The 21,132-nt window shown below is 70.3% G+C and carries 19 protein-coding genes, 1 tRNA gene and 2 pseudogenes; 11 read left to right on the top strand and 11 right to left on the bottom strand.

Annotated features, from left to right (window positions below; genetic code table 11):
* Positions 1–19: 19 nt before the first annotated feature.
* Positions 20–526, top strand: coding sequence for a hypothetical protein (locus ACFYOH_RS20695; protein WP_388627445.1), 507 nt, complete (start codon positions 20–22; stop codon positions 524–526).
* Positions 527–543: 17 nt separating this feature from the next.
* Entirely contained in the window at positions 544–1,446 is a 903-nt protein-coding gene (locus ACFYOH_RS20690; protein WP_388627443.1) for a JmjC domain-containing protein, read from the top strand.
* A 234-nt stretch (positions 1,447–1,680) separates the two neighbouring features.
* Here ACFYOH_RS20690 and ACFYOH_RS20685 read toward each other — a convergent pair whose 3' ends face one another.
* A complete protein-coding gene (locus ACFYOH_RS20685) occupies positions 1,681–2,160 on the bottom strand; it encodes a DUF2267 domain-containing protein (RefSeq protein WP_388627442.1) in 480 nt (159 codons plus the stop codon).
* Positions 2,161–2,330: 170 nt separating this feature from the next.
* Positions 2,331–2,756, bottom strand: coding sequence for an Hsp20/alpha crystallin family protein (locus ACFYOH_RS20680; protein WP_388627441.1), 426 nt, complete (start codon positions 2,754–2,756; stop codon positions 2,331–2,333).
* Positions 2,757–2,923: 167 nt separating this feature from the next.
* Here ACFYOH_RS20680 and ACFYOH_RS20675 point away from each other — a divergent pair, with 167 nt between their 5' ends.
* Complete coding sequence (locus ACFYOH_RS20675) at positions 2,924–3,226, top strand: hypothetical protein (RefSeq protein ID WP_388627439.1); 303 nt, start codon at positions 2,924–2,926, stop codon at positions 3,224–3,226.
* Between the two features lie 298 nt (positions 3,227–3,524).
* Here ACFYOH_RS20675 and ACFYOH_RS20670 read toward each other — a convergent pair whose 3' ends face one another.
* Entirely contained in the window at positions 3,525–4,727 is a 1,203-nt protein-coding gene (locus ACFYOH_RS20670) for a helix-turn-helix domain-containing protein (protein WP_388627437.1), read from the bottom strand.
* A gap of 229 nt (positions 4,728–4,956) precedes the next feature.
* On the opposite strand from ACFYOH_RS20670, the gene ACFYOH_RS20665 reads away from it, so the two are divergent.
* The gene (locus ACFYOH_RS20665) at positions 4,957–6,186 is read left to right on the top strand and encodes a serine hydrolase domain-containing protein (RefSeq protein WP_388627435.1); all 1,230 of its coding nucleotides are present in this window, start codon (positions 4,957–4,959) and stop codon (positions 6,184–6,186) included.
* Between the two features lie 139 nt (positions 6,187–6,325).
* Here the strand turns inward: ACFYOH_RS20665 and ACFYOH_RS20660 are convergent, their stop codons facing one another.
* Positions 6,326–7,288, bottom strand: a complete 963-nt coding sequence (locus ACFYOH_RS20660) for a GlxA family transcriptional regulator (protein ID WP_388627434.1) — start codon at positions 7,286–7,288, stop codon at positions 6,326–6,328.
* 152 nt (positions 7,289–7,440) lie between these two features.
* Between ACFYOH_RS20660 and ACFYOH_RS20655 the strand changes: the two genes are divergently transcribed.
* Positions 7,441–7,884, top strand: coding sequence for a hypothetical protein (locus tag ACFYOH_RS20655; protein ID WP_388627431.1), 444 nt, complete (start codon positions 7,441–7,443; stop codon positions 7,882–7,884).
* A 13-nt stretch (positions 7,885–7,897) separates the two neighbouring features.
* Here ACFYOH_RS20655 and ACFYOH_RS20650 read toward each other — a convergent pair whose 3' ends face one another.
* Both ACFYOH_RS20650 and ACFYOH_RS20645 read right to left on the bottom strand, forming a co-directional pair.
* The gene (locus ACFYOH_RS20650) at positions 7,898–9,454 is read right to left on the bottom strand and encodes an MFS transporter (protein WP_388627429.1); all 1,557 of its coding nucleotides are present in this window, start codon (positions 9,452–9,454) and stop codon (positions 7,898–7,900) included.
* Between the two features lie 74 nt (positions 9,455–9,528).
* Complete coding sequence (locus tag ACFYOH_RS20645) at positions 9,529–10,845, bottom strand: DUF445 domain-containing protein (RefSeq protein ID WP_388627427.1); 1,317 nt, start codon at positions 10,843–10,845, stop codon at positions 9,529–9,531.
* A gap of 261 nt (positions 10,846–11,106) precedes the next feature.
* On the opposite strand from ACFYOH_RS20645, the gene ACFYOH_RS20640 reads away from it, so the two are divergent.
* Both ACFYOH_RS20640 and rdgB read left to right on the top strand, forming a co-directional pair.
* The gene (locus ACFYOH_RS20640) at positions 11,107–12,441 is read left to right on the top strand and encodes an SGNH/GDSL hydrolase family protein (protein WP_388627425.1); all 1,335 of its coding nucleotides are present in this window, start codon (positions 11,107–11,109) and stop codon (positions 12,439–12,441) included.
* Positions 12,442–12,478: 37 nt separating this feature from the next.
* Positions 12,479–13,081: an RdgB/HAM1 family non-canonical purine NTP pyrophosphatase gene (rdgB, locus tag ACFYOH_RS20635; protein WP_388627424.1), complete on the top strand. Its 603-nt coding sequence runs from the start codon at positions 12,479–12,481 to the stop codon at positions 13,079–13,081.
* A gap of 44 nt (positions 13,082–13,125) precedes the next feature.
* On the opposite strand, the gene ACFYOH_RS20630 is transcribed toward rdgB, so the two are convergent.
* From ACFYOH_RS20630 to bcp, 4 genes and pseudogenes are all read right to left on the bottom strand, one after another.
* Positions 13,126–13,209 (bottom strand) — tRNA-Leu (locus ACFYOH_RS20630).
* Between the two features lie 20 nt (positions 13,210–13,229).
* A pseudogene (locus ACFYOH_RS20625) lies at positions 13,230–13,896 on the bottom strand (HNH endonuclease signature motif containing protein).
* Positions 13,893–14,554, bottom strand: a pseudogene (locus ACFYOH_RS20620) (HNH endonuclease signature motif containing protein). The pseudogenes ACFYOH_RS20625 and ACFYOH_RS20620 overlap by 4 nt, the downstream one beginning before the upstream one ends.
* Positions 14,555–14,694: 140 nt before the next feature.
* Positions 14,695–15,162, bottom strand: a complete 468-nt coding sequence (bcp, locus tag ACFYOH_RS20615; protein ID WP_388627422.1) for a thioredoxin-dependent thiol peroxidase — start codon at positions 15,160–15,162, stop codon at positions 14,695–14,697.
* A gap of 92 nt (positions 15,163–15,254) precedes the next feature.
* Here bcp and ACFYOH_RS20610 point away from each other — a divergent pair, with 92 nt between their 5' ends.
* On the top strand, positions 15,255–15,584 hold the full coding sequence (locus tag ACFYOH_RS20610; RefSeq protein ID WP_388627420.1) for a DUF3618 domain-containing protein: 330 nt from the start codon (positions 15,255–15,257) through the stop codon (positions 15,582–15,584).
* Between the two features lie 43 nt (positions 15,585–15,627).
* The gene (locus ACFYOH_RS20605) at positions 15,628–15,987 is read left to right on the top strand and encodes a co-chaperone GroES (RefSeq protein WP_031159553.1); all 360 of its coding nucleotides are present in this window, start codon (positions 15,628–15,630) and stop codon (positions 15,985–15,987) included.
* Positions 15,988–16,061: 74 nt separating this feature from the next.
* Here the strand turns inward: ACFYOH_RS20605 and ACFYOH_RS20600 are convergent, their stop codons facing one another.
* Entirely contained in the window at positions 16,062–18,740 is a 2,679-nt protein-coding gene (locus ACFYOH_RS20600; RefSeq protein WP_388627418.1) for a transglycosylase domain-containing protein, read from the bottom strand.
* A 274-nt stretch (positions 18,741–19,014) separates the two neighbouring features.
* Between ACFYOH_RS20600 and ACFYOH_RS20595 the strand changes: the two genes are divergently transcribed.
* Positions 19,015–19,737, top strand: a complete 723-nt coding sequence (locus ACFYOH_RS20595; RefSeq protein WP_388627416.1) for a hypothetical protein — start codon at positions 19,015–19,017, stop codon at positions 19,735–19,737.
* 571 nt (positions 19,738–20,308) lie between these two features.
* Entirely contained in the window at positions 20,309–21,109 is an 801-nt protein-coding gene (locus ACFYOH_RS20590; protein WP_388627414.1) for an ABC transporter permease, read from the top strand.
* The last annotated feature ends 23 nt before the right edge of the window (positions 21,110–21,132 follow it).

Raw genomic sequence — 21,132 nt, 5'->3', positions numbered from 1 at the left:
ACCTCACAGAGGGGCGCAAATGAGCTGGTCAGGACACTTCCACGGGTACGGCCCGTGGATCGGGACCGCGGAGAGCTACCACAAGGAAGGTAACCGCCGACCTCCCCACCCTGGCCACCCGGCGCCTCCGACCTCCCCCGACGACAAACAGGCCGAGCGGGTGCTCGCGCGGTACCGCGAGGTCGCCGCTGAGTTTCCAACCTCGGAGCTACCGCCCCTGATGACGGGGCACTGGCTGCTGAAGCGCAATCGCGTCTCCGCCGGGCGCACGTGGACCGAACCGGCGGCGGCGCTGGAATGGATGACAAAGCACTACCTCGAAAACCTCCCGTTCGAACGCGAGGACGGTAAGCAGGCATACGTCGGCCTGGACACCAAGCGCGCGTACGCGATCGATGTCCTGCCGGTCGGAGTCGACGTGAGCTGGGTGTACTACATGCGCTCGGGCCATATCGTTTCGCTCAGCGTTGTGTGCTGCCCGAACCGCCACCACCCCGAGCTGGTGTGCCCGCTGCCGCCCGCTTAAGCCCAAGGACAAAGCCCATGTCGCTGCGCCTCTTACTCCCCGAGGACGGTGTGAACGAGCTCCTGACCGCGTGGCCCGACGAACCGCGTGTCTTCGAGCGCGGCAGGACCGCACTCGACGAGACCGTCACCGAAAACCTCCTCACGTACTACGCCTTCACCGGCTGCGTGCCTGCGCACGAGGTCGCGGTCGTAAAGGCCCCCGGTCCCTCCCTGAACCAGAACGCGTACATGGCCAACGGCCGTACGGACGCGGCCAAACTCCGCAAGCTGTACGACAACGGCTACACGATCCGACTCGGCAACCTTCAACGTGTTATCCCCTTCATGGCGACGCTTTCACGGAGCATCCAGGAAGAGACGGGGTTTTCCAACTACGTCCACGCCTTCCTTACCCCGCCAGGCAACCAGGGGCTGTGCCACCACTGGGATCAGCAGATGGCTGTGATCGTCCAAACCTGCGGGGTGAAACGCTGGCAGCTTTGGTGTCCACCGGTCGAGTCCCCCATGAGGGAGTACAACGAATCCTGGCGCGTCTGGCGCGACCACTACATCCCCGATTGGGAAGCAGCGGGGCCCGACTTCGAGATCGACCTCAAGGCAGGGCAGTCGCTTCTGCTCCCAAGGGGCTGGGTCCACAGCCCTCACGTGATTGACGAGGTTGAGCACAGCGCCCACTTGACGTTCGCCATCCGCGAGCGCACGCCCCTGTGGCTGGCCGAAAAGTTCGTCGCGGAGGCGATCGAAGACCCCGAGTTCCGGCGGACCATCCTGCCCGGCGACATCACAGGCCCGGCTCTCGTTGATCGCATGAACGAAGTCCGCAATGCGCTTCACGCGCACCTGGACAGGCTCGACCTGGATCGTCTTGCCGCAGTCGTACGACAGACTGCACTGACCGAGCTGGAGTACACCACGTAGTCACCGGAATCCCAACGAAGGCGGATACAGCTTTACTTGGACGGTGAAGCTGGGCCGTGAAGTTCCGAGACCTTCCAGAGCGAGGCGGTGGCTGCGTTCGCGCCCTTGGCTGAGAGCGCGGGTACGGCTCACACACACGCCGGGCGGGTCGGAGGGTCGGTGTCGGCTGGGCGAGCGGCTTTGAGGATCCGCGGGCGCCGCAAGTACGAGGTGCGGCGCCCGGTGACTGTCGCATTACGCCGCCGGCGCCAGATCCCCCCGTCCGAAGAGGAGGGCGTAGCCCGGGGGGAGTTGGGCCAGGATGCGCGTGGTCAGGGGGTCGCCGACCCAGTTCGCCAGGGTGCTGAGGACCGAGCTGACGTCCCAGCGGGCCGTCGCGGGGGTCGAGCCCTCGATGCGCGTCGCCACCGACTCCACGAACTCCCTTGCCGTCAGGGGGTGGGTCGCCGGGATCTGGGAGGCGATCACTCGGGCCGCCTCTCGGGGGAGGGACTGGGCCAGGGCGACGCGTTCGTCGCCGGTCACGTGGCCGCCGAGGGCTGAGAGGACTATCCGGGTCACGCGTTCCGCCTCCGCCCTCGTGGTGTACTGACCCGCCTCGCGCACCCGCTCCGCCAGTTCGTGCCAGCGCCTGGTGTCGGCATCGCCGTCACGGGCCGCCAGGGCGGACGGGGTGGGGATCGTTGTTCTCGGCTGCGGGGTCGTCACGGTCATCGTGCTGGCTCCTCCTCCGGGACACGTGGGGGCACGGGCAGGGCCGGTGCCCCGTGATGCAGGGGACTTGAGTGGGTGGATCGGCGCGTCCCGGGTTCCGCTCGTGACCCGGGACGCTCTGTGCCGTCAGTCGTCAGCCGTCAGCCGCCGCCTGTCCGCCGTGCGGGCGGTCAGCCGCTGATCTGCTTGCGGCCGGCGTCGCCGCCCGTGATCTGGATGCGGCGTGGCTTGGCCGCTTCGGCCACCGGAATGCGCAGCGTCAGGACGCCGGCCTCGTACGACGCGTCGATGCGGTCCGTGTCGAGGGTGTCGCCGAGGAACAGCTGGCGGTTGAAGGTGCCCGTGGGCCGTTCGGCGACGAGCATCTCCGCGTCCTCGGGGGCCGGGTTGCGGCGCTCGGCGCGGACGTTGAGGACGTTGCGCTCGACGTCCAGCTCGATCGACTCGGGATCGATGCCGGGCAGATCGAAGTGGACCAGGAAGTCGTCCCCCGAGCGGTAGGCGTCCATCGGCATCGCGGCCGGGCGCGTGGCATCTCCGAAGAGCTGCTGTGTGAGGCGGTCGAATTCACGGAAGGGGTCCGTGCGCATGAGCATCACGGGTCACTCCTCTCTACAGGGACTGGGATGCGATGCCCTACGGCTTCTTATATAACTCCAGGACGGAAAGTTGACAAGCCTCGACTCAGGTTGGTCGAGTCGGCTGACCTGCGCGTTAACCTCGGCGCAGAGACAACGCAAAAGTGGAGAAAGAGGAGGCAGTCGTGGCCGGGGTTCCCAGTGCAGTCGTAGCCGCCACCGGGCTTGTCGGTGGGTATGGCGTGGCCCGTTGGACCAAGAAGCGGCAGCTGGGTGGGGCCGTGCTGGCCGTCGCCGGGGTCGCCGCCGCTCAGCAGTGGCGTGCGCAGGCCGGTGGGAAGGCTGCGGGTGCGCTCACGGCCGCTTACGTCGCCGCGTTCGCCGGGTCCCATCCGCTGGCCAAGAAGGTCGGCGCCTGGCCGTCCGTCCTCGGTGTCGCCGGTGCCGTCGCCCTCGCCTCCTGGGCCGTCGCCGACCGCCGGGGCTGACCGAGGCCGCGAGCGCTTCGGCCGACGCCGACCGCCGGGGGACGCCCCCCGGCACCGGCACTTCCTCCGGCGCCGGCCCCGCCGACGCCGACCGCCGGGGCACAACCCCCGGCACCGGCACCCTCCTGGCGCCGCCCCCGGCACCGGCACTTCGGCCGGCGCCGCGAGACCCCGCCGGGCAACGGCGCCCATCATCTGCCGAGCACGTCCCCGCCGGGCAACGGCACCCATTACCCGCCGAGCACATCCGACCCAAGCGGCAAAGCAGCCGTCAGGGGCTCACGCGCCCCGCATCGCCTCACTGCGTCAGCGATTCCGCGACCAACCGCCAGATCTCCGCGGCGAGGTCCATGTTGCCGCTCGACTGGGCCTGCTCGGCGAGGTCGCGCAGGCCGGTGATGGCCGCCTCGCGATTGCCCTCCATGAGCAGCACCCTGTTGCGCAGCATGTCGAGCCTGACCTGTTCCTGGTAGGGCGTCACGTCCTTGAAGCCCTCGAGCCGGGTCAGCAGCGCGCGCGCTTCGGCGGTGCGGTTCTGGTAGACGGCCACTCGGGCGTGCAGCGCCAGCAGTTGCTGCTCCATGGTCGGCGTTGCCGCGAACGGCATGCACGCCTCCACTTCCTCGACGCGCCGCTGAGCGGACTCGATCTTCGGCGGTCTGCACAAGAGATCGAGCTGGGCCGCATCGAGGCGCAGGCGCATCCACAGCGTGAGGTCGTCCCGGCCGTTGAAGCCGCGGATCGTCTGGTCCATCAGCTCTGCGGCGGCATCGAGATCGCCCTGGCGGGTTCGGATGTTGGCCATGGTCCACAGGGCTTCGGCCCAGCGCACTCCGGACTGTCCCTCGACCAGGGCGAGCAGCTCGTCGCAGTAGCGCGCGGCATCGGGAAGCCGCCCGGCCTCGGCGAGGGCCGACACCAGGGCCAGCAGCGTGGACGTCAGCACCCGGTGGGGAAGGTCTTCGCTCTTCGCCAGCTCGTAGGCGCGCGTCGAAGTGGTGACGGCGTCGTCGATCTGGCCGGTGCTGCGCATGCAGCGGGCCAGCTCGGCCAGGACCCTGGCCCGCAGCTCGGGCAGTCCGATGTCGTCGCTGAGCGCGACCAGCTCGTCGAGGCTCTCGCGCTGTTCGGCGAACTCCCGGCGCCGGCGGCGCCACTCGGCGACCTGCCACAGCGCCTGCCAGCGAAGGAGCGGATCCTCGCCGCCCGACGCCTTCAGTGCCTCGGCGAGCGTCTCGCCGGCTTCGTCCTGGCCCAGGCCGGTGGCCAACGTCAGGCTCTGCACCAGTGACGTGGCCGTGGACTCCGCCAGCTCGGCCGGGCTGATGCCCAGCTGGGCGGCCAGATGCGCCACGGCCCGCTCGGTGGGCTGCCGCGCGCCGGACTCGAGCCGGGACAGATAGCCGGTCGACATGCCTTCGCCCGCGAGGGCGGCGAGGGTCAGGCCCCGCTCGGTCCTCAGTTGCCTGAGTCGGCGGCCGAAAACCGGCTGCTCCAGCATGTCTGAACTCCCGCGGGTGGCGACGTCGTACGACGTCCGACTGATCCCTTCACCCCGATCCTAACCCGCTTGCCCATATGGCGGCAATTCTTTGCCCGCTCGCAATCACTCCGATCGAGCGATCCAAGCCACCTTGGCAATCACTTGTGGCAACTACTTGCCAATGTTATGGCAAGCGTCGTAGCGTTCCTGTCGTCGCCAAACGCCGTACACGACAAGGGGATTCGTCATGGGACAGAGCAACCGCGGTTTCGCCGAGGCAGGACTGCGCCGGCTGCACGACGTGCTGGCGCGGCATGTCGAGTCGGGGAAGATCCCCGGTCTCGTCGCCCTGTTCAGCCGGGGAGACGAGACGCACGTCGAAGCGCTCGGGACGATGCGTCATGACGGTGGCGCGCCGATGCGCCGGGACGCGATCTTCCGGATGGCCTCGACGTCCAAGCCCGTCACGATGGCGGCGGCGATGGTGCTGCTCGACGAGTGCCGGCTGCGGCTGGACGACCTGGTGGAGCCGTGGCTGCCCGAGCTGGCCGACCGGCGGGTGCTGAAGCGGATCGACAGCCCGCTGGACGACACCGTGCCGGCGCGGCGGCCGATCACCGTACGGGACGTGCTGGCCTCCACGTTCGGGCTTGGCATGGATATGACCTCACTCGGCACCCCGATCATGAACGCGGTCTTCGAGCAGGGGCTCACGCCCAATCTGCCCGAGCCGATGCCCGAGCAGGACGAGTGGATGCGCCGCCTGGGCACGCTGCCGCTCATGTACCAGCCCGGGGAGCGCTGGCAGTACCAGATCAGCAACGACCTGGTCGGCGTGCTCGTCTCCAGGGTCACCGGCCAGTCGTTCGAGAGCTTCCTGCGCGAGCGCATCTTCGAACCCCTGGGCATGAAGGACACGGGTTTCCACGTGCCCGCCGACGACATCGACCGGCTGCCCACCCTCTACGCCCCCGACCCGCAGACCGGCGAGTTCATCGTGTGGGACGAGGCCAAGGCGGGACGCTGGAGCGAACCTCCGGCGTTCCAGAGCGGCGGCGGCGGCCTGGTGTCCACCGCCGACGACTACCACGCCTACTTCCGGATGCTGCTGAACGGCGGCATGCACGACGGCGAACGGATCCTGTCCCGGCCCGCCGTCCAGCTGATGACCACCAACCGCCTCACGCCCGAGCAGAACGCCGCCCGCAACGCCATGGCCCGCGACAACGTCCACGTGTCCTTCGGCCAGGGGCAGCACGGCGGCTGGGGCATGGGGATGGCGGTGCGCACCTACCGCGGTGACTACGCGCCGGTCGGCCAGTTCGGCTGGGACGGCGGAAGCGGCACCTCGACCTACGCCGACCCCGACAACCAGCTCACCGGCATCCTGCTCACCCAGGTCGGAGCGTCCGTCCCGGATTCGGTGCTGCTCATGCACGACTTCTGGACCACGCTCTACCAGGCCATCGACGACTGACACCGACCGACCACCCGACGTCCCCGTGGCCCCGCCTGTCGTCCGACAGGCGGGGCCACGTCCAGGGGCTACGTCGTCCGGGCCGCCGGCCGCGCCCCACGCCCCGCCCGGCACTCCGGTCGACCTCGAAAACCCCTCATCACCCCGCCGGAACGCCCTCACCTCGCCGGAACGCCCTCCGATACGCCTGGGGGCTCGTCCCCACCACCCTCCGGAAGCGTTCCCGGAAAGCCGTCGGTGAGCCGAAGCCCGTCTGGGCGGCGATGCGCTCCACCGGGTACGGCGTCGTCTCCAGCAGGTACTGGGCACGGCGTACCCGGGCCCGGTGCAGCCACTGCAGCGGTGTCGTGCCGGTCTGCTCGCGGAAGCGGCGGTTGAGGGTGCGGGTGCTCATGCCCGCCCGAGCCGCGATCTCGTCCACCGTCATGTCGCGGTCGCAGTGGTCCTCCAGCCAGTGGAGGAGCGGTTCCAGGGTGGCACCCGACGGTGCCGGGGGGAGGTCGTGGACGATGAACTGGGACTGGCCGCCCTCCCGTTCCAGCGGCATCACCGACATCCGTGCCGCGTGCGCGGCGACCGCGGAGCCGAAGTCCCTGCGGATCATGTGCAGGCACATGTCCAGCGCCGCCGCCGCGCCCGCCGACGTCAGGAACTGGCCGTTGTCGACGTACAGGACGTTCGGGTCCACCGTCACCTTCGGGTACCGCGCCGCCAGGTCCCCCGCCGCGCACCAGTGGGTCGTCGCGCGCAGGCCGTCCAGCAGGCCCGTCGCCGCGAACAGGAACGCCCCCACGCAGATCGAGGCGATCCGGGTGCCGTTCGCCGCCGCCGCGCGAAGGGCCTCCGGCACTCCCGGCGGCAGCTGCTGCGGCACTTCCGCCACGCCCGGCAGGATGATCGTGTCCGCCTCCGCCAGCGCCTCCAAGCCGTACGGCGCCCGCACCATGAAGGCCCCCGCGCTCACCTCCCCCCGCACCGAGCACACCCGCACCCGGTACGGCACCCGGCCGTCGGGCAGCCGCGCCCAGCCGAAGGTGTCGATGGGAGCGGAGAGGTCGAAGGGGATGACGCCGTCCAGCGCCAGTACGGCCACGGTGTGCATGGCAGGATCCTAGGTCTACGACGGATTACGGCCGATGGCGCCCATCGGCGCCGTAACCGCAGAGACAACCGTCCACCTTTCTGGCGGGAATCCGTTGAAGCCTGGCACTCCCGCCACTTCTGCGAGATCCGGCCGCCGCCTACCGTCACCGCGTGACCAAGTTCCTCCTCGCCGTCCACGTCCTGGCCGCCATCGTCGCCGTCGGCCCCGTGACCGTCGCCGCCAGCATGTTCCCGCCCGTCGCACGCCGGGCCCTCGCCGCGCCCGGCGATCCCGGTGCCGGCGGCACGCTGCACCTGCTGCACCACATCTGCCGGGTCTACGCCCTCGTCGGCGTCGTCGTCCCGGTCTTCGGGTTCGCCACCGCGAGCGAGATGGGCGTGCTCGGGAGCGCCTGGCTGATCGTGTCGATCGCGCTGACCGCCCTCGCCGCCGTCGTCCTCGTCGCGCTGGTGCTGCCCGCCCAGGGCGCGGTCGTGGAGGGCCGGGACACGAACCCCGCGCGGCTCGCCATGGCCACCGACATGTTCAACCTGCTGTGGGCCACCGTGACCGTTCTGATGATCGTGCGGCCCGGCTCCACGACGGGGGCCTGACGGCACAGGCGCCCTACGGCGTACTCGGCGCCGAAGGCCCCTGCGTACCCCCGACACCATGCGCATCCCGTGTGGCCGCCCTGGTCCGGCTCGCCACCGCCGTCAGCGGCCGGGCGATGTCCTCCAGGGAGCGGCGCTCCGCCCGCACCGCCAGGAAGGCCGCGACCAGGCCCGCCGCGCACATCAGGGCCGCACCGATCGAGAAGGCCAGGACCGTGTCGCCGACCTTGCCCGTGCCGGTGAGGTCGGCGAACAGCAGCGGGCCGCTGATGCCGCCGGCCGCCGTGCCGAGGGCGTAGAAGAACGCGATGGACATCGCCCGCGTCTCCATCGGGAAGACCTCCGAGACCGTCAGATACGCGCTGGAGGCGCCCGCCGAGGCGAAGAACAGGACCGCGCACCAGCAGGCAGTCAGCGTGCCCGCGCTCAGCTCGCCCCGGTCGAACAGCCACGCCGTGCCGAACAGGAGCAGACCCGACAGCAGATAGGTCGAGGAGATCATCACCCGGCGGCCCACCGTGTCGAACAGCCTGCCCAGCAGCAGCGGGCCGCAGAAGTTGCCGACCGCGATCACCGCGAAGTAGTAACCGGTGTGGCCGGAGGGCACGTTGAAGAACCTGGTCAGGATCGCGCCGAAGCCGAAGGTGATCGCGTTGTACAGGAACGCCTGGCCGATGAACAGGGAGAAGCCGAGGACCGCGCGCCTGCGGTAGTGAGCGAAGACCGTGCGGGCGATCTCCCGGAACGTCACGCTCCTGCGCTGGTGGATCTCCAGCTCGCCCCGCGGCTCGGGCAGCGTCACGCCCTTCTCCCGCTCCACCCGGCGCTCGATACCGGAGACGATCTCCTCCGCCTCCCGGTCCCTGCCGTGGATCAGCAGCCAGCGCGGGCTCTCCGGGACGTGCCGCCGTACCAGCAGGATCACCAGCGCCAGGACCGCCCCCAGGGCGAAGGTCAGCCGCCAGCCGACGTTCCTGGCCAGCAGATCCGTGTCGAGCGCCACGATCGACAGCAGCGCGCCGCCCACCGCGCCCAGCCAGAAGCTGCCGTTGATGATCAGGTCGACCCGGCCGCGGTGGGCGGCCGGGATCAGCTCGTCGATCGCCGAGTTGATCGCCGCGTACTCACCGCCGATGCCGAAACCGGTCACAAAGCGGAACAGGAAGAACCACCAGGCCTCCCAGGAGACGGCGGTCAGCGCCGTCGCCGCCAGGTACACCGCCAAGGTGATCATGAAGAGCTTCTTGCGGCCGTGGCGATCGGTCAGCCGGCCCCAGAAGAGGGCGCCCGAACAGGCGCCGGCCACGTACAGCGCGGCGGCCGTGCCGGTGATCTGCCCCGACGTGATCGACACCCCGCTGCCCGGTTCCGCCAGCCGGCCGGCGATGTTGCCGACGACCGTGACCTCCAGGCCGTCCAGGATCCAGACCGTCCCCAGGCCGATCACGATCGTCCAGTGCCAGCGGGACCAGGGCAGCCGGTCCAGCCGGGCGGGCAGGTCGGTGATGACGGTCCGGCCCGTCCCGCCGGGCCCGCCGGTCTGCGGTGCCGGCGTCCGCGCTGCGGCCATGGGCTCCCTCCTCGCCGAAAGACGTCCCCCCGACATGCGGGAGACGGCGGGACGGGTGCCCGCGTACCGCGGATTCAGGCACCCAGCGTCCGCGTCACCGTATAGATCAACAGTCCCGCCAGTGACCCCACCACCGTGCCATTGATCCGGATGAACTGCAGGTCGCGGCCGATGTGCGCCTCGATCTTCCGGGTGGTGTGCTCGGCGTCCCAGCTCGCCACGGTGTCCGTGATCAGCGAGGTGATCTCCCTGCGGTACGTCGTCACCACATGCACCGCCGCGCCCTCGACCCAGCTGTCGACCTTCTCCTGCACCTTCGGCTCCGTCGCCATCCGCGCCCCCAGCGACAACAGCGCGGACCGCACCCGCATCCGCAGCTCGCTCCGCTCGTCCTCGGCCGCCGCCACGACCATGGCCCGTACGGCCGTCCACGCGGACGCGATCAGATCCTGCACCTCGCCCCGCCCCAGCACCTCGCCCTTCAGCCGCTCCACCCGCGCCCGGGTGTCCGTGTCGGACTGCAGATCGGAGGCGAAGTCGGTGAGGAAACGGTCCAGCGCGCCACGCGCCGGATGCGAGGGCATGTCCCGCATCTCGGTGACGAACCGCAGCAGCTCCTTGTAGACCCGCTCGCCGACCTTCCGGTCCACGAACCGCGGGGTCCAGCCGGGCGCGCCACCCTCCACCGCCACCATCACGTCACCCCGGTGCAGCACCAGCCAGTCATGCGCTCTGGCCACCACCAGGTCCACCGCCCGCCGGTGCCCGCCGTCGGCGACGATCCCCTCCAGCAGCTTGCCGATGCCAGGCGCGACCTCCTTCGTGTTCGCCCGCCGGGTGATCGCCTCGCTCACCACCACCTGCACATCCCTGTCCCGCAACACGGTCAGCGCACCGCGCAGCGCCGTGGCCAGCTCCGCCGTCACCCGGTCCGCGTGCTCCGGCTCGGCCAGCCACGCCCCCAGCCGGCTGCCGATGCCGACCGCGCGCAGCCGCTGCCGTACGACGTCCTGGGAGAGGAAGTTCTCGCCGACGAACTCGCCGAGCGAGACACCCAGCTGATCCTTCTTGGTCGGGATGATCGCGGTGTGCGGGATCGGCAGCCCCAGCGGGTGCCGGAACAGCGCCGTCACGGCGAACCAGTCCGCGAGCGCACCCACCATGCCGGCTTCGGCGGCCGCCGCGACATAACCGGCCCAGGGCCCGGCGCCCTCGTGCGAGGCGAGCTTGGCCAGGACATAGACCACCGCCACGACCAGCAGCATGCTCGTCGCCGTGAGCTTCATGCGCCGCACCCCGCGCCGACGCTCCTCGTCGGCCGGGGTGAAGGCCGTCATGGTCCGGTACGACACACCCCGCGCCGGCGCCGCTTCCGTCTCGGTCGATTCCATCGGCTCCACCCGTTCAGCTACGCCCACTCACTGATCCGTCCAGTGATCCGGTCCAGTGACCCCGTCCGGTGACCCCGTCCGGTGATCCCGCACACAATTGTCCCTTCCTGACCGACTCCCGGAACGGAACAAGAGTTCCCGGCGTCTGTCAGAAAAGAGGTTTTGAGCAGGGCCCTGACAGCTCTCCCCGGCCCATGACGCATCATGGGCTCACCAAGATCGGAGCCTCGGGCTCCCATCCCCGAGGAGAACAACACAAGCATGACCAAGCGTCATGGTTATGCCGTACTGAGTGCGCTCATCGCGCTGGTCGTAGCCGTCTCCGCCGCCATCTACCTCACCGTGGCGGCCGACGACGGCACCCCGCACGGCGCCCTCACCGACGACCGCCCCCACCACGGCTCCTCCGTCGCCCCCGCCTCCACCGGCACCTGGGTCGGCGCCTGGTCCGCCTCCCCGGTGGGCGGCGAACCCGGCACCGAGACCCACGGCCTCGCGGGCCGCTCCGTGCGCAACATCGTCCACACCAGCACCGGCGGCACGAGCGCCCGGATCACGCTCTCCAACCTCTACGGCCACGAGCCGCTGACCATCACCGACGCCTCCATCGCACTCTCCGCCGGCGACGGCACCGCCGCGGCCGTCCCGGACTCCATGCGCCGCCTCACCTTCGACGGCGCCACCAGCGTGGTCATACCCGCCGGCGAAGAGGTCGCCGGCGACCCCGTGCACCTCGCCGTCCCGCACGACAGCGACGTCCTCGTCACCACCTACTCCCCCACCCCGTCCGGCCCGGTCACCTACCACCCGCACGCGAGGCAGATCTCCTACGTCGCCACCGGCGACGCCACCGAGGACGCCACCGGCACCCCCTACACCCAACAGACGTCCTACTGGCGCTACCTGACCGCCCTGGACGTCCTCAGCAACGAGGCCGACGGCACCGTCGTCGTCTTCGGCGACTCCATCACCGACGGCATCACCTCCACCATCGGCGCCAACCACCGCTGGCCCGACATCCTCGCCGGCCGACTGCGCACCGCGCTCGAAGGCGGACAAAAGCTGCCCCGCTACAGCGTCGTGAACGAGGGCATCAGCGGCAACCAGGTCCTCACCGACGGACTCGGCCGCCCGGCCGAGAACCAGAGCGGCCTCGACCGCTTCGCCCGCGACGCGCTCACGCACCCGGACGTCAAGGTCGTCGTCATCGACCTCGGCGTCAACGACATCCTCCGCAACCCGCGGCTCGCCGACCCGAACCAGATCCTCACCGGCCTGCGCACCCTCGTCCGCGAGGCCCACGCCCGCGGCCTGAAGGTCGTCGGCGCCACGCTGATGCCCTTCCAGGGCCGCCGCGGCTGGACGGCCGCCCGCGAGGCGGTACGACAGCAGGTCAACGCCGAGATCCGCGCCGGCCGGGTGTACGACGCCGTGGTCGACTTCGACAAGGCGCTCCGCGACCCGTACGACCCCCGGCGCCTCCGCCCCGACTACGACTCCGGCGACCACCTCCACCCCAGCGACCTGGGCTTCAGCAGGATGGCCAAGGTCTTCGACCTGAACACGCTCGAGGGGGCGGGGCAGACGGAACTGTAGGTACGGGGCGAGGAACACTGACGGGATACTGGCTGGCATGACCCGCTTGATCCTCGCCACCCGCAACACCGGAAAGATCACCGAGCTGAGGGCGATCCTCGCCGAGGCCGGACTCCCTCACGAGCTGGTGGGCGCCGACGCGTACCCCGACATCCCCGACGTCAAGGAAACCGGCGTCACCTTCGCCGAGAACGCCCTCCTCAAGGCCCACGCCCTGGCCCAGGCCACCGGCCTCCCCGCGGTCGCCGACGACTCGGGCCTCTGCGTCGACGTCCTGAACGGCGCCCCCGGCATCTTCTCCGCCCGCTGGTCCGGCCGCCACGGCGACGACAAGGCCAACCTGGAGCTGCTGCTGGCCCAGCTCGCCGACATCGCGGACGAACACCGGGGGGCCCACTTCGCGTGCGCGGCGGCGCTCGCCCTGCCGGACGGGCGCGAGCAGGTGGTCGAGGGCCGGCTCCGGGGTGCACTCCGGCATGCGCCCGCGGGCACGAACGGCTTCGGCTACGACCCGATCCTCCAGCCGGATGGCGAGACGCGCACGTGCGCCGAGCTGAGCCCGGAGGAGAAGAACGCGATCAGCCACCGGGGGAAGGCGTTCCGGGCGCTGGTGCCGGTGGTGCGGGAGTTGTTGGGCTGAGAGCGGAAGAGGGGCCGTCTGGATGGACGGCCCCTCTGTGCGCGTGCGGCCGGTGGGATTCGAACCCACACGGGCTTTCGCCCACTGCGATCTAAACGCAGCTCGGCTGCCAGTTACGACACGGCCGCGTGCACGGCCATGGTACCGGTCACGCGGTGCTTGCATGAGGGGTACGTCGACGGCTCCCTCTGCACCACGTGCTGGTGATGGCGTGGCAGTTCGGACACAGCAACCGCAGGTTCTCCCGCCGGTTGTCGCGCCAGTCCCCGTTCATGTGGTCCACCTCCAGCGTCAAGGGCTTGCCGAGCCACTCCGGACCGACTCCGCATCTGGCGCACTGCTCAGGTACGCCCACTTCGCAGAGCGCACGACGGAGGCGTTCGGTGGCGGTCCGGTGTCTACCGTCGTGCCGCACCAGGACTTCCTCCGGCCGCTTGGCATTCGTACCCGGCTTGCCTCGCTGATGGGCTTGCCCGAGAAAGTGGGCGGTGTCGAGGCAGTCGTCGGCACCCCCACTTGCGAAGCATCGCGCGCTGACCGCCGTTGTTCGGGCGCCCCAAGCGGCGAAGTACCTCGGCGATGGATGCCGACTCATCGACCACCGCCCGTAACTCATCCGGAGTGGGACGCGCTTGCCTGCCGTACGGCGAGAAGTGCGAGATGTCGATGCCGAAATCGGCGAATCGCTTTGTGAGGTACCGACGGGCATTGGCGTAGGGCCGGGTGCCGAAGAAGGCAATAACCTCATCCAGGTTCGAGCACTGCGCGGCTGCCTGGGCCATCCGCTCGCGGGTGTACTGCACTCCGCCGCTCATGCGGCACCTGCCCGCGCATGGCCTTTGCCGCGCCCTCGGTAAGTGTCGGTCGTCGAGTGGCAGTTGGGGCAGAGGAACCGCAGGTTCACGACACTGTTGTTGCGCCAGTCGCCGTCAATGTGGTCGACCTCGAGCGGGAGCGGCTCTCCGTGCCAGACCGGCTCGATACCGCACAAGGCGCAGCGCTCCTCTACGCCCAACTCGATCATCGCCCTCTTGAGTCGCTGGCTCGGGATGCGCCGAGCATGCGCCGATGTGTCCTGGACAAGAATCTCCTCAGCGCTTCGGCGGCGCTGGTTGTACCTCATCCGCTCGGTTCGGACCACAGACGTGAAGTGTGAGGTGTCGATGCCGACGCCTTGATCCGTCGGGCGATGTTGGCCTGGTGACCGCCCACGGAGTCGAGCCCGAGTCGACGCACGACCTCGTTGATGCTCGCGGACACCGCGACGACCGGGTCAAGAATCTCCCGCGTCCGCTTCACCCCCTCCCGCTCGAAGTGCCCGACATCCACCCCGAGCTTCTTCATTCGCTCCCAGACACACCGCCGCGTCGAACTCCTCGGATCCACCCCCAGCCTCTCCAGTGCCTCCGACAACGTCCGCGCCCCGCGAGCCGCCTCTTCCAGCCGCTCCCTCGTGTATGCGCCGACCCCCATCGAGCCCCTCCGTTCCGGGCGTGCGTTCGCCGCCCGTACGGAGTAACGAACCGGTTATCGGACAGTCACGTACGGGGACGAGAAGGCGGCCCGCACCGGAATGTCCCGGTGCGGGCCGCCGACAGTGGAGACAGGTGTCCTCAGATGCCCAGATCCTTGATGATCTTGGCCACGTGGCCCGTGGCGCGGACGTTGTAGAGGGCTCGTTCCACCTTGCCCTCCTCGTCGACGACGATCGTGGAGCGGATGACGCCCATGTAGGTCTTGCCGTAGTTCTTCTTCTCGCCGTACGCGCCGTAGGCCTCGGTGACCGTCTTCTCCGGGTCGGCCAGGAGCGTGACCCTCAGGGACTCCTTCTCGCGGAACTTCGCCAGCTTCTCCGGGGTGTCGGGGCTGATGCCGAGCACGTCGTAGCCGGCGGAGGCGAGGACGTCCAGGTTGTCGGTGAAGTCGCAGGCCTGCTTGGTGCAGCCGGGGGTCAGGGCGGCCGGGTAGAAGTAGACGATGACCTTGCGGCCCTTGTGGGCGGACAGGGAGACATCGTTGCCGTCGGCGTCGGGGAGGGTGAAGGCGGGGGCCACGTCCCCCGGCTGGAGTCGCTCGCTCATCGGGCCAGCGTAACCGGGGGGCCTTGCGGTGCGCCGGGAGGAGAAGCTGACAGACTGTCTGGAACAGCATCACAGACTTCGGAGGCCGTACGGTGGCGGACACGTCGGACACCAGAACCCCGGCGCAGATCGAGGCGGACATCAAGCGCCGCCGCGAAGTGCTGGCCGAGACGCTCGACGAGATCGGGGTGCGGGTGCATCCGCAGACGATCATCGGGGATGCCAAGGCCAAGGTCGTCGCCAATATCGATCACACGGTCGGGCGGGCTTACGTCCAGGTCAACCGGGTGGTCAGTGAGGTGCGGGGGCAGTTCGTCGACGAAGAGGGCGCGCTGCGGGTGGAGCGGGTCGTGCCGGTCGCGGTGCTCGCCCTCGGCGTCGTGGGACTGCTCGCCGTGGGCCGCAGGCGGCGCAGGCGCTGACCCGGGCTCGGACGAGCGGGGCGAAGGCAGGTAGGTTCGAGGCGTGAGCGCCAACAGAAACCAGCACAGCACCCCCCATCACGACAAGCTGCCCATCCGGATGCTGCACGACCGGGTTCTGGTCAAGCAGGAGACCGGTGAGGGCGAGCGGCGGTCGGGGGGCGGCATTCTGATTCCCGCCACCGCGGCGGTCGGGCGGCGGCTGGCCTGGGCCGAGGTCGTCGCGGTCGGGCAGAACGTACGGACCGTGGAGCCGGGTGACCGGGTTCTGTTCGATCCGGAGGACCGGGCCGAGGTCGAGGTGCGGGGTGTGGCGTACGTGCTCATGCGTGAGCGGGATCTGCACGCCGTGGCCGCGGACCGTTTCGAGGGGTCGGAGGACTCCACGGGTCTGTATCTCTGAGTCGTCGTCTTCGAGTCGTTCCGGTAGAGGGGTTCCGGCAGAGGGGCTGGTGACCGTGGTCACCAGCCCCTTTGTCACGCCGCGGGGTCGCCGCCTCCGGTGCCGGCGGCCGTGCCTGTCGTGCCGCCGCCGCCATCGGTACCGCCGCCGGTGGCCGTGCCGCCTCCGGTGGTCCCTCCGCCGGTCGTGCCACCGCCCGTCGTGGTGCCGCCGCCCGTCGTGCCGTCGCCCGTGGTGCCGCCGGTGGTGCCGGTGCCGCCGCCCGTGGTGGTGCCACCGGTGGTGCCGGTGCCGCCGGTGGTGGTCGTACCGCCGTTGGTCGGGGTGCCGGCGGTGCCGCCGCCGGCCGGGCTGGTGGTCGCACCGCCGCCCGTCGGGGTGCCGGTGGTGCCGCCGTTGCTCTGGTCACCGGTCGTGCCCGGCTGGGCCGAGCCGGTGGCGCTGGGCGCCTGCGGCTGGTCGGCGCCCTGCTCCAGCTGGAGGTCGAAGGCGGAGGCCGACGTGTTCTTGAGCGCGTCCGCCGTGTACTGGGCCCAGATCTGGGTCGGTGCGCCGCCACCGTTGATACGCGGCTGGCCGAGGGCGCCGTACAGCGGCATGTGCTTGGCCGTCACCGGGTCCTGGCCCATGACCGAGACCACCGTGGCCAGGTCGGGGGTGTAGCCGGCGAACCAGGCGGCGGTGTCGTTCTCGGCGGTACCGGTCTTGCCGGCCGCCGGGCGGCCCGCGGCCTGTGCGGCGGTGGCGGTGCCGTTGTCGACGACGCTCTGCAGGATGGAGGTGGTGGTGTCGGCGGCCTCGCGGCTGACGACCTGCTTGACCGACTGCTCGGGCAGCTTGACCTCGTCCGTGCCGTCCTTGGTGATCTTCTCGATCAGCGTGTACGTGCCGTGCTTGCCGTGGTTGGCGAGCGTGGCGTAGCCCTCCGCCATGTCCAGCACGCTGGCGGTGGCGGTGCCGAGGGCGATCGACGGGTACGGCTGGAGGTCCGGGGTGTCGGAGGGGATGCCGAGGTCGATCGCGGTCTGCTTGACCTTGGACGGGCCGACGTCGACGGCCATCTGCGCGTAGACGGCGTTCACGGACAGGTCGGTGGCCTTGGTGACGTCGATCTGGCCGTACGACTTCTGGTCCTCGTTCTGCGGGGCGTAGGCGCCGCCGCTCCAGCCCTGTACGGGGCGTTCGTTGGTGCCGTCGTACAGGGTGTTCGGGGTGATGGGGCGGCCGTCCTGGGTGGTCGAGCCGTTCTGCACCGCCGAGGTGAAGACGAAGGGCTTGAAGGTGGAGCCGACCTGGAAGTCACCGCGGGTCGCGCCGTTGGTGTACTGCTTCACGTAGTCGATGCCGCCGTACATGGCGACGACCTTGCCGGTCTTCGGGTCGACGGAGGCGCCGCCCGCGCGGACGTATCTGTCGACCTTGTTGTTCTTCTTGTCCAGCTTGGCGATCAGCTGGTCGTTGACCGCCTTGACGAAGGCGTTCTGCCGGTTCTTCTGGATGGTGGTGGTGATGCGGTAGCCGCCGGAAGCGAGCTGGTCGTCGGTGAGGATGTTGTTGGTGGTCAGGTAGTGCTTGACCGCCTCGACGAGGTAGCCGCGCTGGCCCGACATGCCCGTGGAGACCGTCTGCTCCTTCGGCATCGGGAACTTCATCCCGGCGCGCTGGGACTGGCTGAGCCAGCCCTTCTTGACCATGCCGTCCAGGACGTAGTTCCAGCGGGCGACGGCCGCGGCCTTGTTCTCGGGGTGGGCCACGACGTCGTACTCGCTGGGCGCGTTGACGAGCGCGGCGAGGTAGGCGGCGCGGGCCGGGTCGAGGTTCTGGGCGTCCACGCCGTAGTAGGCCTGGGCGGCGGACTGGATGCCGTAGGCGTTGCGGCCGAAGTAGCTGGTGTTGAGGTAGCCCTCGAGGATCTCGTCCTTGGACTTGTTGCGGTCCAGCTTGATCGAGATGAAGAACTCCTTGGCCTTGCGGGTGACCGTCTGCTCCTGGCCCAGGTAGTAGTTCTTCACGTACTGCTGGGTGATCGTCGAGCCGGACTGCTTGCCCTTGCCGGTCGCCGTGTTCCAGGCGGCGCGGAGCATCGCCTTGGGGTCGATGGCCGACTCGGTGTAGAAGTCGCGGTCCTCGGCGGCCAGTACGGCGTGCTGGGCGTCCTTGGATACCTGGGCGAGGCTGACGTTCTCCCGGTTGATCTGGCCGTCGCGGGCCAGCTGGGAGCCGTCGGCGTAGAGGTAGACGTTGGCCTGCTTGGTGGCGAGGGCGTTGGCCGGCGGGATGTTGACCATGGAGTAGCCGAGGAAGAAGAGGCCGACGAGCAGCATGATGCCGATGACGAAGGTGCCGAGCACCATGCGCCAGGTCGGGATGATCCGCCGCCATCCGGTCCGCTTGGGCCGCTTCGGCTTCTTGCCCTTGCCGCCGTTGCCTCCGGCGGGCTCACCGTCGCCGGGGCTGGGGGTGGCTGCCGCGCGTGCCGCGCCCGCGGGGCCGGCCTGGGAAGCCTGGGCGGCGGCACCGGCGGTGCCGACCGCTCCGGCTGCCTGGGTGGCGCGGGGGGCGGTGTCGGGGCCGGGCGTACGAGGGGTGCGCCCGGCGGCGTTCGGCTCGCCGGCGGCCGTCTTGGCGGGGTCGCCCGGCTCGGCCGCTCGGGGTGCGTTGATCCGCCGGAGCACCTGGGTGGTCTCGGGCGCGGGCGCCTGCCCGGAGCCCTGGGCTGCTTCGGCCGCGGGCGCCGTGACGCGCCGCAGCACCTGGGTGCTCTCGGCGGACTGAGCCTGCGCCGGGACCTGCGGCTTCCCGGAGCCAGTACGGGGCCGACCGGAGCCCTGGGATACGGCGGAGCCGCCGGAGTCCTGGGAAGCGCTGGAGGGCCCGGAGCCTTGGGAAGCGACGGATGGCCCGGAGCCCTCGGAAGCGCTGGAGGCACCTGCGGCCTGGGACGCACTGGAGCGCTCCGAGCCATGGGAAGCACTGGAGGGCTCCGAGCCTTGGGAAGCGACGGATGGCCTGGAGCCCTGGGAAGCGTTGGAGGCACCTGCGGCCTGGGACGTGCTGGAGCGCTCCGAGCCATGGGAAGCGCTGGAGGGCTCCGAGCCCTGGGAAGCGACGGATGGCCTGGAGCCCTGGGAAGCGTTGGAGGCACCTGCGGCCTGGGACGTGCTGGAGGGCTCCGAGCCCTGGGAAGCGACCGAGGACCTGGAGCCCTCGGAAGCGCTGGAGGCACCTGCGGCCTGGGACGCACTGGAGGCGCCGGACGCCGAGGCGGCGTCGGCTGCCGGGCCACCCGAGGCCTGGCCCTCACGAGCCGCCGAGCCGCTGCCGAACGCCGACGCGCCCTGGTCCGACGCGGCCGTACCGGAGCCCGCGCCGCCGCGAGCCCCCGAGCCGTCACCAGCAGCCCCACGGGACACCAGCGCGCCTCGGTCCACCGAGCCTGCGCCGAAGCCCGAGCCCCTGCCGGAACTCGAGGCCTCACCGGACGCCGAGCCTCCGCGCGCCGCCGAGCCCCCACCGGGGCTCGAAGCCGCGCCGGAAGCCGAAAGGTCACCGGAACCCGTGTCCTCGTTGGACGCGGTCGCCCCCTGCTGTTCCGTCCGGCCGCCTCGGGCCGCCTGGCGGGCCCGGGCCATGGAGGCCGTCCGGTCCAGGGCCGAGCGGTCCGCCGGAGTCGACGAGCCCGCCGGAGTCGAGCGGTCCGGGGAGGCCGTACGGTCACCGGTTCGGCCGGACCCGGTCCCCTGGACCTGACCACCCTGCCCGGTCTCCCGGGCATGACCACCCTGCCCAGTCGTGCCGCTCTGCTCAGCCTGTCCAGCTCGGCCAGCCGTGCCACGCTGCTCAGCCCGCTCGGCCGCACCGCCCGCCTCGGCCCGCGAGGACTCCGCCGTACCCGCCGAACCCGCCGGCCCCGGCGTCTCCCGGGACTCCGCCCGCCGACCGGACCCCACCGAATCCGCCGTACCAGCCGAACCCGCCGGCCCCGGTGTCTTCCCGGGCTGCCCGCCAGCCGCCTCGGGAGGTGTCGCTGTGCCGGCCCCCTCGGGCTCGGCCTCCCCGGGCCGCTTTCTCGGCGGCATGCCTTCGTTCGGCTGCTGCGGCTGCGGCTCGTCGCTCATTCGTGCACGGACTCCTGTTTCGCGTCGTACGTTCCCGTACGCCTCGTACGCTCTTCTGCGCCCCCGGTTTGAAGACTCTCGCACCTGGCGTTCCGTTCCCGGATTCCAGCACGCTTCGGGCACGAAATTGCGTGGCCGGACGCCGGGCTCCGGGACTAGGCTCCTGCGCTTCGGTGTCGAGCGGTCCCGGGAGGTTGACTGGCGTGGGCGCGGGACGGTTGTACGTGGCCGTCGCGGCGGGGGGATTCAGACGGTACGCGACGTATCGGGCCGCCACTGCGGCAGGGGTGTTCACGAACACGGTCTTCGGACTGATCCTCGTCTATACGTACCGGGCGCTGTGGGACGAGCGGCCGCACCTCGGCGGGTGGGATCAGGCGCAGGTCGTGACCTATGTGTGGCTGGGGCAGGCGTTCCTGTCGACGCTCGCGATCGGCGGCGGTGGCGTCGAGAACGAGTTGATGGAACGCATCCGTACGGGGGACGTGGCGATCGACCTGTACCGGCCCGCCGATCTGCAGATGTGGTGGCTCGCCACCGACCTGGGCCGGGCGTTTTTTCAGTTGGTGGGACGAGGGATCGTTCCCTTTGTCTTCGGTGCTCTGTGTTTTCCGGTGTACCTGCCGACGGACGTGGGCACCTGGGTCGCCTTCTTCGTCGCCGTGCTGCTCGCGATGCTCGTCGGATTCGGCATCCGGTACCTGGTGGCGCTCAGCACGTTCTGGTTCCTGGACGGCATGGGTGTGACGCAGATGTCATGGCTGGTCGGCTACTTCTGCTCGGGCATGCTGCTGCCGCTGAACATCTTCCCGGGGGCGCTCGGCGAGGTCGTGCGGGCGCTGCCGTGGTCCTCGCTGCTGCAGGCGCCGGCCCAGGTCCTGCTGGGGCACGCGGATCCGCTGGGCACGTATGTGTTCCAGGGGGCGTGGGCGGTGGTGCTGCTGGGTGCGGGGCGGCTGGTGCAGTCGGCGGCGACGCGCAGGGTGGTGGTCCAGGGTGGCTGAGATCGGCTCCGGCCGGGTGCGGG

The sequence above is a fragment of the Streptomyces sp. NPDC007856 genome (genome assembly GCF_042868225.1).
In the GTDB taxonomy this organism is placed as follows: Bacteria; Actinomycetota; Actinomycetes; order Streptomycetales; family Streptomycetaceae; genus Streptomyces.
This window is presented reverse-complemented; position numbering and strand designations above follow the sequence as displayed.